The following is a 5,257-nucleotide window of genomic DNA, read 5'->3' as shown; positions in this document are numbered from 1 at the left end:
CCTGCGAAAGGTTTCCGTGCAGGTCGACCGAGGGGATGCCGGAGTCGGTGAGTTGCTTCGCGAGCTTCTTGGCATGGTGCTTGGTGCGCATGAACAGGATGCGACGGCCGGTGCCGGAGGCGAGCTTCTTGATGAGCTCGTTCTTCTCGTCTACTCCGGCGACCTCGAAGACGTGGTGCGTCATCGCGGCGACGTGGGAGTTGACCTCGTCGACGGAGTGCAGCACCTCATTGTGGAGGTAGCGACGCACGAGCTTATCGACGCCGTTGTCCAGCGTGGCGCTGAACAGCATGCGCTGCCCGGTCTGCGGAGTCTTGTCCATGATGCGGGTGACGACGGGCAGGAATCCAAGGTCGGCCATGTGGTCGGCTTCGTCGAGTACGGTCACTTCGACCGCGTCGAGCTGCACGAAGCCCTGCTTCATGAGGTCTTCGAGGCGGCCGGGGCAGGCCACGACGATATCGACGCCAGCCTTCAGCGCCGCGACCTGGCGTTGCTGCGACACGCCACCGAAGATGGTGGTCACGGTCAGGCCGTAGGCGGTCGCGAGGGGCTCCATGGCGACGGTGATCTGGGTGGCGAGCTCACGGGTGGGGGCGAGCACGAGTCCGAGGGGGCGACCGGGGCGACGCTTGCCGCCCGCGAGCGTGCCGCCGAGGCGGGCGACCATCGGGATCGAGAACGCGAGGGTTTTACCCGAGCCGGTCTTACCGCGACCGAGAACATCCTTGCCGGCCAGGGTGTCTGGCAGCGTGTCGAGCTGGATGGGGAAAGGCTCCAGGATGCCGCTGGCGGTGAGCGCAGCGACGAGAGGAGCGGGCACGCCAAGCGTGCTGAAAGAGTTTTCTGACATACGTGTGTTTTCTGACATACGGGTTTCGGGTGCCTTTCGGGGCATCAGGATGCACGCACTTATCTGGGCGGGCCCGGAAGTGGTGCGAATGGCGAAGGTGGCATGGGCCACATCCGTTCGCCGTGAAAGTATCTACGACCCGAGTTTTCCGAGAAACGAAAATGCAAGGGGAGAAGAGGAAGCGTTCTACGACGCAGGGAAACCGTCGTGGTTTCGCAAGTGATCTAACCCTAGCAGACGTGGTCAGTGTGACCCTGGATGGCGCGTCACGGCTGCTCGCAGCGTCCTCCGGCGACCGTGTTACTTCCAGTAGGGCGAAAGCCGCTTCAGCTGGATGCTCCGCCACTGCCAGAACGCCCAGAATCCGACCCACAGCAGCGGTGTCAGCAGCCCGGCCTCAACCTTGAGCTGGTCACGAAACAGTGTGCGCGCCCCCGGCAGCGGGGAGACGGCCATCGTGTGGTCCCAGCTGTTCACCAGCGCCAGTGGACCAGACAGCCCGCGCCCGGTGTCGCGCACCGCGCGCACCCCGCCGCGGCGCTCCTGGAATGCGAGGTCGATGGTCTGCTCGCCGATCACGGCGACCCCGAACGCCCGGCCTCGCACGAGGTGCTCGCCCTCCGGCCAACTGTCGGGGAAGCCGCCCGGTTCCAGTGACTCGAAGGTGGTGAACGGGGCTGACACCGCGCGGAGCACGTCGGGGCTGCGGATCGCCCGCCACGCGGCATCCACGGCACAGTCAAGTTCTAGTTTGAGAAGGATGCGCATCACACCAGTCTGCGCGATGTGCGATGTCGCGCGACAGGGCTTCTGCGAACCGCTATCAGGGGTGTATGGCGAAGATTTTCCTCTGCGGTAGCCACCCCAGGGGAATTCAGGGTTCTCCCGTAGCGTTCGACTGAGTACAACGCACCTACGGAGGACACCATGAAGGCAATGCTGGGCGACACGATCATCGCGGAAGCACCGAAGGAAGATCTCATCTCGATCGAGGGCAACTGGTACTTCCCGCCGTCGAGTGTGAAGAGCGAATTGCTCGAGAAGAGCACCACCCCCTATCACTGCCCCTGGAAGGGTGACTGCCAGTACTTCTCGGTGAAAGACGGCGACACGCTGCTGCAGGATCGCGCGTTCAGCTACCCTGAGCCGCTCCCGGGATCGCGCGAGCGGGTCGGCAAAGACTTCGCGAACTACGTCGCCTTCTGGAAAGAGGTCAAGGTCACCGCCTAAACACTATGAATCTGCGGCTCAACGCAACCGCGCCCGGTGCGCCCGCACCTTGGCGCGGTTGCCGCAGCGCTGCATCGAGCACCAGCGTCGATTATTCGAGCGCGACTCGTCGTAGAACACGAGATGGCAATCGTCTGCCGAGCATTCCCGGATGCGATCGGCCCGGTCGGTCGCGAACAGTCCAATGACCTCGCGCGCCATCACAGACAGAGCCTGGCTGGCCCTCGCATGGCTCCTGCCGGCCTGACGGCGCCCGCCAGCCAACGCCGGGGGGATGTCCGGGGTGGCAGCAAACAGGTTGATCACGTCCACGTCGTCGCCGACGGGACGCTGCCCTCGGCTGATGGATATTGCTGAGCGCGCGATCGCCTGCCGAAGGGCGAGGGCGTCGATGAGGTCGCGGTCGGTGGCCGTGGCATCCATTTCGGGAAATCGGTCGTGGAGCCAGGCCATGAGGTCTGCCGGGCTATGGAGCTGCTCCCCGGCGGCGATATTGCCCATGGCGCCGGTGTAGGCGAAGTCAAGCGCGAGGGAGCCGGCGTCGAAGTGCCACCGATGCCCGTCGCTTGCGGCGACGAATTGACCAGTGCTGGTGCTCACGTAACCAATATAGTTGGTTACATGAGCGACACTACGGGTAGAACGAAAGATGCTGGCTGGGAAGTAGGGGTGCGCACCACGGTTGCCGCTCCCGTGCCCATCGTGTGGCAATACCTGTTGGGCGAGGGGCTGGGCACCTGGCTGGGCGAGATTGCCGCGCTTCCGATCGAGAGTGGTGCAGGGTATGCCACGAAAGATGGAGTGAAGGGGAGCATTCGCAGTTACACCGCGAACAGCAAACTGCGCCTCTCATGGCAGCCAGACGACTGGCCGCACGATTCAACGCTGCAGCTCTCCGTTAAGGAGACGATTACGGGAACCACGATCGGAATCCATCACGAGAAGCTGGCAAGCCGAGATGAGCGCCGGATGATGCTGGGCCACTGGAAGAACATCGTGGCGGCGTTCGACCAGCACTTCGCCTAACGCTTCAGCCAGCCGATCGTGTGCGCGGCAGTGAACTTCTTCGAGCACCTGCCGCAGGCCAGCGGCCGAGTTGGACGCCGGTAGCGGTAGTGCACGTGACCGGCGGGGCAGGTGCCGACCCAGGGTGCAAACTCGTCGGCGATAGCTCCATCGTGCAGCCGTTTACCCTCGTAGCCGAGATCGGAGGCGATCGCCTTCCAGCGCGGCCCGTGCCCTGCGCGGGTGCCGGCCATCGCGTGCGCCACCTCGTGTAACAGCACCTGGTGGATCTCGTCATCCTCGTACTTGGCGGCCAGATACTTCGAGACGCTGATGCGCTTATGCGTGTAGTTGCAGAGGCCGGCGCGAGTCTTGGCGTTGTCGAAACCGAACGTCCAGCTGCGGTCGAGGTGTAGGTCGATGAGCGCCGCCGCCCACGTCCGTACCCTGCTTAGCTCTGCCATCCCTCGAGGTTAACCCGAGCCGCCGACGGCCCTGTGCAGCACCTCCGAATGTGTGGAGAACTACGAGACGAGTTCGACCTGAAGAATCTGGTCGTCACCCTTGCGCGGTGTACCCCGCCCGTCCGTGTTGTTGGTCATCATCCACAGTGTGCCGCCGGGGCCGGCAATGACGTCTCGAATCCTGCCGAAGCGGTCCGCGAAATACTGCTCCGCGGTGGTCGGGTCACCGGAGTTGATCGCCCACAGGCGCTCGCCGCCGAGGCCTGCCATGAAGAACGTGCCGCCGACCCAGGCGAGGCCGCTCGGGCTCGCGTCATCCGTCGCCCACTGGTATACCGGATTCACGAACGCCGGGTCGTCCGATGCGCCCTCCACGATCGGCCAGCCGTAGTTGCCGCCCGGCGTGATGATGTTGAACTCGTCCCAGGTGTCCTGACCGAACTCGGCGGCCCACAGCTGGCCATCACCATCCCAGGCAATGCCCTGCGGATTTCGGTGGCCGAGCGAGTAGACCAGCGAACCGTCGAACGGGTTGTCATCGGGCACAGATCCATCCATGTTCATCCGCAGGATTTTGCCGTTCAGGCTGGCGGGGTCCTGCGACGTTCCCCGGTCGTTCGCGTCGCCAACAGTGGCATACAGCATGCCGTCCGGGCCGAGCGCGATGCGGCCGCCATTGTGGTTGCCAGCCTTGCGCAGCCCGGTCAGGATGTCCCGGCTCTCGCCCAGCGCATAGCTGCCGGCCTCGCCGACCAGGTCGAACCTCACGATCCGATTGTCATTCGCTGTGGTCAGGTACACGAACAGCCCGGGGGAGTCGCCGGGCGCTGCCTCGATGCCCAGCAGTCCGCCCTCGCCCCCGGGCGCTGCGCCGTCGACCGACCCCACCACCCGCACCGTCCCGTCGGCAGTGAGTTCTTTCACCAGCCGACTGTCGCGCTCACTGATAAGCGTCGATCCCGATTCGAGCCTGACCATCGACCACGGCGCATCCAGCCCCGTAGCAATCACCGTCGGATCGCCGACCGGGGTCACTACTGTCGCAGTGCCGCGAGAGACGACCGTCAACTGCCCTCCGGGCTCGGCCGCACAGCCGGCAAGAAGCGCAGCCACCGCGAAGGCCGCCACGGCGGGAGGAATACGCATGCTCCCATCCCACCCCACATTGGCCGTGACCGCATCCCGCCGGTTGCTCTCGGACGGCTCCGATGTTCATAACTCCTGCAGATCGGCCGTGCTCGACCTGCTCTGCCGCATGAATCCGCGGTTCGAGTGGGCAGCGAGATGCGATCTGCAGGAGTTATGAACATGGTGTGCGCTCACGCTGCAGCCGAAGCGGCAGGGCTCAACTGCCGTGCGTGACCCCAGAAAGTGCGCGACGGCCCGGCACCACCCGCCGTCGACGGACACGGGCTCCGACCGATAGTGTCTGCAGCATGCGGCACAGTGGATCTGACCCCGACGGAACCCGAGAATGACCGCCGCGGATCTCCCCGTGGCACACGGGCCGCTCGCCGGAATCCTGGTCGCCGACTTCTCGCGCATCCTGGCCGGCCCGCTCGCCACGATGATGCTCGCCGACCTCGGTGCGCGGGTGATCAAGGTCGAGCGCCCAGTAACCGGCGACGACACCCGATCCTGGGGGCCGCCGCACTCGGCCACGGGGTCGACCTATTTCGACAGCGTGAATCGCAACAAGGAATCG

8 protein-coding genes are annotated in these 5,257 nt (G+C 64.9%); 3 read left to right on the top strand and 5 right to left on the bottom strand.

Going from position 1 to position 5,257, the window contains the following annotated elements:
• Together RMN95_RS12365 and RMN95_RS12360 are read right to left on the bottom strand one after the other, a co-directional pair.
• Positions 1–853 (bottom strand): DEAD/DEAH box helicase (locus tag RMN95_RS12365; protein ID WP_309617213.1); only part of this gene is annotated, 853 nt, incomplete at its 3' end.
• A 300-nt stretch (positions 854–1,153) separates the two neighbouring features.
• On the bottom strand, positions 1,154–1,621 hold the full coding sequence (locus RMN95_RS12360; RefSeq protein ID WP_309617212.1) for a hypothetical protein: 468 nt from the start codon (positions 1,619–1,621) through the stop codon (positions 1,154–1,156).
• Between the two features lie 159 nt (positions 1,622–1,780).
• Between RMN95_RS12360 and RMN95_RS12355 the strand changes: the two genes are divergently transcribed.
• Positions 1,781–2,083 carry a DUF427 domain-containing protein gene (locus RMN95_RS12355; RefSeq protein WP_309617211.1) on the top strand — a complete coding sequence of 101 codons (303 nt, stop codon included), beginning with the start codon at positions 1,781–1,783 and terminating at the stop codon, positions 2,081–2,083.
• 18 nt (positions 2,084–2,101) lie between these two features.
• Here the strand turns inward: RMN95_RS12355 and RMN95_RS12350 are convergent, their stop codons facing one another.
• Positions 2,102–2,683, bottom strand: coding sequence for a CGNR zinc finger domain-containing protein (locus RMN95_RS12350; RefSeq protein ID WP_309617210.1), 582 nt, complete (start codon positions 2,681–2,683; stop codon positions 2,102–2,104).
• A gap of 21 nt (positions 2,684–2,704) precedes the next feature.
• Between RMN95_RS12350 and RMN95_RS12345 the strand changes: the two genes are divergently transcribed.
• Positions 2,705–3,109: an SRPBCC domain-containing protein gene (locus RMN95_RS12345; RefSeq protein ID WP_309617209.1), complete on the top strand. Its 405-nt coding sequence runs from the start codon at positions 2,705–2,707 to the stop codon at positions 3,107–3,109.
• On the opposite strand, the gene RMN95_RS12340 is transcribed toward RMN95_RS12345, so the two are convergent.
• Together RMN95_RS12340 and RMN95_RS12335 are read right to left on the bottom strand one after the other, a co-directional pair.
• The gene (locus RMN95_RS12340) at positions 3,106–3,552 is read right to left on the bottom strand and encodes a SprT-like domain-containing protein (RefSeq protein ID WP_309617208.1); all 447 of its coding nucleotides are present in this window, start codon (positions 3,550–3,552) and stop codon (positions 3,106–3,108) included. The genes RMN95_RS12345 and RMN95_RS12340 overlap by 4 nt on opposite strands.
• A 60-nt stretch (positions 3,553–3,612) precedes the next feature.
• Positions 3,613–4,698 (bottom strand): PQQ-dependent sugar dehydrogenase, encoded by a 1,086-nt coding sequence (locus RMN95_RS12335; RefSeq protein ID WP_309617207.1) that lies wholly within the window; start codon positions 4,696–4,698, stop codon positions 3,613–3,615.
• Between the two features lie 328 nt (positions 4,699–5,026).
• On the opposite strand from RMN95_RS12335, the gene RMN95_RS12330 reads away from it, so the two are divergent.
• On the top strand, positions 5,027–5,257 hold a 231-nt coding region (locus RMN95_RS12330; protein WP_309617206.1), incomplete at its 3' end, for a CoA transferase.

This window comes from Salinibacterium sp. (assembly GCF_031364185.1).
Classification (GTDB): Bacteria; Actinomycetota; Actinomycetes; order Actinomycetales; family Microbacteriaceae; genus Rhodoglobus.
This window is presented reverse-complemented; position numbering and strand designations above follow the sequence as displayed.

Bases quoted from the DNA above. Each gene is read 5' to 3' on its own strand.
- RMN95_RS12360 (WP_309617212.1), bottom strand. From the start codon at position 1,621: ATGCGCATCCTTCTCAAACTAGAACTTGACTGTGCCGTGGATGCCGCG.
- RMN95_RS12355 (WP_309617211.1), top strand. From the start codon at position 1,781: ATGAAGGCAATGCTGGGCGACACGATCATCGCGGAAGCACCGAAGGAA.
- RMN95_RS12345 (WP_309617209.1), top strand. From the start codon at position 2,705: ATGAGCGACACTACGGGTAGAACGAAAGATGCTGGCTGGGAAGTAGGG.
- RMN95_RS12340 (WP_309617208.1), bottom strand. From the start codon at position 3,552: ATGGCAGAGCTAAGCAGGGTACGGACGTGGGCGGCGGCGCTCATCGAC.
- RMN95_RS12335 (WP_309617207.1), bottom strand. From the start codon at position 4,698: ATGCGTATTCCTCCCGCCGTGGCGGCCTTCGCGGTGGCTGCGCTTCTT.